Source organism: Nonomuraea turkmeniaca, from assembly GCF_005889735.1.
Classification (GTDB): domain Bacteria; phylum Actinomycetota; class Actinomycetes; order Streptosporangiales; family Streptosporangiaceae; genus Nonomuraea; species Nonomuraea turkmeniaca.
On the sequence record NZ_VCKY01000451.1, the window covers coordinates 1 to 3,318 of the forward strand.

The 3,318-nt window shown below is 68.3% G+C and carries 2 protein-coding genes; both read right to left on the bottom strand.

What is annotated here, in order from left to right:
• The coding region (locus tag ETD86_RS53395; RefSeq protein WP_246149519.1) for a condensation domain-containing protein at positions 1-1,570 on the bottom strand (1,570 nt) is incomplete at its 3' end.
• A partial coding sequence (locus ETD86_RS53400) for a non-ribosomal peptide synthetase (RefSeq protein WP_138674238.1) occupies positions 1,570-3,318 on the bottom strand: 1,749 nt, incomplete at its 5' end. The genes ETD86_RS53395 and ETD86_RS53400, both read right to left, overlap by 1 nt.

Genomic DNA, 3,318 nt, shown 5'->3' on the forward strand with positions numbered 1-3,318 from the left:
CCCCCACACCACGCAAATACCGCGCCAACGCATCCGCCCGCGCATCCAACTCCCCATACGTCAACTCCACCCCCTCACACACCACCGCCACCGCACCCGGAGCCACCGCCACCCGCTCCTCAAACAACCCCACAACCGTCCCATCCACCCCACCCAAAAACGGCTCATTCCACCCACGAACCACCAGCTCGCGCTCCTCGGCATCGAGGATCTCGATGTCGTTCAGGCGCAGGTCCGGGGAAGCGGTCACGGCCTCGAGCACCCGCGTCCACCGGCTGACGAGCCGCTCGCCTGACGCGAGGTCGAACAGGTCGGCGGCGACAACCACCGATCCCTGGAGTCCGGCAGGACGCCCTTGCCTGTCAAACGTCTCCCGGACCGACACTTCGAGATCGAACTTGGCCGGCACGGTGGTCGGCCTGGCCCGGCGCGAGGCAGCGCCGCTGACCTTCACATCCGTCAACTGCAGCGCGGAACGCCTCGTGTTCTGCACGTTCAGTGACACCTGGAACAACGGGTGCCGAGCCATCGACCGCTCCGGCGCCAACTCCTCCACCAGCCGCTCGAACGGCACCTCCTGGTGATCCAGGGCCTCCAGGCCGGCTTCCCGCACCCGGCCGAGGATCTCCCGAAACCCTGGGTTGCCCGACAGATCGGTGCGAACCACCAGGGTGTTGACGAAGAACCCGACCAGATCATTCAGCGCCTCATCGGTACGCCCCGCGACCACCGCACCGATAGGAATGTCGGTCCCGGCCCCCAGCCGCGACAGAGTCACGGCGAGCGCAGCCTGAAGCACCATGAACGGCGTCGCACCCTCGGCCCGAGCCAGCTCCGCCAGCCGCTCGTGCACCTCGGCGGACACCCGCAACGGCACATCGTGCCCGCGATGACTGGCCACCGCCGGGCGCGGCCGATCGGTCGGCAGCGTCAGCTCTTCAGGAATTCCGGCCAGAGTCCGCCGCCAGTAATCCACCTGGACGGACAGCAGACTCTCCGGGTCGGACTCCGCACCCAGCAGTTCCCGCTGCCACAACGCGTAGTCCGCATACTGCACCCGCAGCGGCTCCCACGCCGGCGCCTCGCCGCGCAGCCGCGCCGCGTACGCCGCCGAGACATCCCGCGCCAGCGGCGCCAGCGACCAGCCGTCACCCGCGATGTGATGGATCACCACAACGAGCAGGCTCTCGACCGCCTCCGCTCCCGGCTGGTCGGAGACCGCCTGAAACAGCCAGGCCCGGATCGGGACCTCGGCCGACAGGTCGAAGGTGTACCACAGCACCTGGTCGGCCGCCTCGGACAGCTCTCCGGGCGCAACCTGGCGCACCTGCAGCTCCCAGTCCAGGTCCTGCGGATCCAGGATCTGCTGGTACGGCTCGCCGTCAACCGCGGGAAACACCGTACGGAGCGACTCATGACGAATCATCACATCGCGCAACGCTGCGTTCAGCGCGGCGACGTCCAAGTCCCCCGCCAGCGGAACGACCAGCGGGATGTTGTAGGTCGAACTCGGCCCCTCCAGCTGACCCAGGAACCACAACCGGCGCTGCGCGAACGAAAGCGGAATCATCACTGGTTCTCCTTACGCATAGGGCGCAAAGCCGGCCGCGCCGACTTCTCAGTTCCTAAGTTCGCCGCGAGCTGCGCCGGGGTCGGCGACTCGAACAGCGTCCGGATCTTGACTTCCACGCTGAGGCTTGCCCGGATGCGGGAAAGCAGCCGGATCGCGAGCAGCGAATGCCCGCCGAGCTCGAAGAAGTTGTCGTCCACTCCGACCGACTCGAGCTCGAGGACCTGGGCGAACACCTCGCACAGGAGCGCTTCTCTCTCGTTGGCCGGCGCACGGCCTGCCGTCTTGGCCGCGGCGTGGTCGGGAGCGGGCAGGGCCTTGCGATTCAGCTTGCCGTTCGCTGTAAGGGGCAGTTCCGGTAGCGTCACGACGGCGGCGGGGACCATGTAGTCCGGCAACTCGCGGGCCAGGTAGTCGCGCAGGCCGTCATCCACCGTGTCGCCGTCGGCCGACACCACATAGGCGATCAGGCGTTTGTCGCCGGGGGTGTCCTCGCGGGCGACGACCGCCGCCTGGGCGACCTCGGGGTGGGCCAGCAGGGCGGCCTCGATCTCACCCGGCTCGATCCGGAACCCGCGGATCTTCACCTGCTCATCGGCCCGCCCGGCGAACACCACCTGCCCGTCCGGGGTCCACTTCGCGAGGTCGCCGGTGCGGTACATGCGCTCACCCGAACCGAACGGGCAGGCCACAAACCGCTCACCCGTCAGACCGGGACGGCCCACATACCCCCGGGCCAGCGACGCGCCGGCGGCATACAGCTCGCCGACCACCCCGGCCGGAACCGGGTTCAACGCCTCATCGAGAACATACAGGCGGGTGTTAGCGATCGGCGTGCCCACCGGCACCACCCCACCGGCCAGCGTGTCGGCCGACAGTTCGGTGGTGGCAATACCGATAGTCGCCTCGGTCGGCCCGTAATGGTTGAACACCCGCCGATCCCCAGCCACCGCCACCAGATCAGCCACCCACGCCGCCGGCGCCGCTTCACCACCCAGCACCAGCGACCGGGCAGGCAGGATACGCTCCACCCCCGCCGCCGCGGTCAGCGCGGCCAGGTGCGAGGGGACGGCCTTGACATGATCGATGCGATGCTCGGCCAGATAGCCGGCCACCGCCTCCGGATCGGTCACCGCTTCCGGATCCAGCACATGCAGCACACCACCAGTGGCCAGACTGATGAACACCACCGTGTTCCCCAAATCGGTCACCTGCGGCTGCAACAACCCATACCGCGTCCCAGCCCCGGACCAACCCAACCGATCCGACACCGAACCGACGTAGTTGGCCAGCGACCCATGCGTGACCGCCACACCCTTCGGCGCACCCGTCGACCCCGACGTGTAAATCACATACGCCACGCCAGCCGGATCCACCACCGCATCCAGCGGCGTGCCGGGGTAGTCCGCCGTCAGCTGCTCATCCAGCACCACCACCCGCACCCCGACCGACGACCCCGCCAGCACGCCACCCGCGTCGCCTGCCAACAGACCAGCCATGTCCCGGTCGGCCAGCACCAGCAGCGCCCCACTGTCGGCCAACATGAACGCGATCCGCTCACCCGGCAACCGCCCATCAATCGGCAGATAGGCAGCCCCCGCCTTCCACACACCCAAAATCGCCGTGATCATCTGCACCCCGGACGGCAGACACAACCCGACTACCGACTCCGCCCCCACCCCAGCACCACGCAGATAACCCGCCAACCGATTCGCCGCCGCATCCAACTCCGCATAAGAGACCTCGAC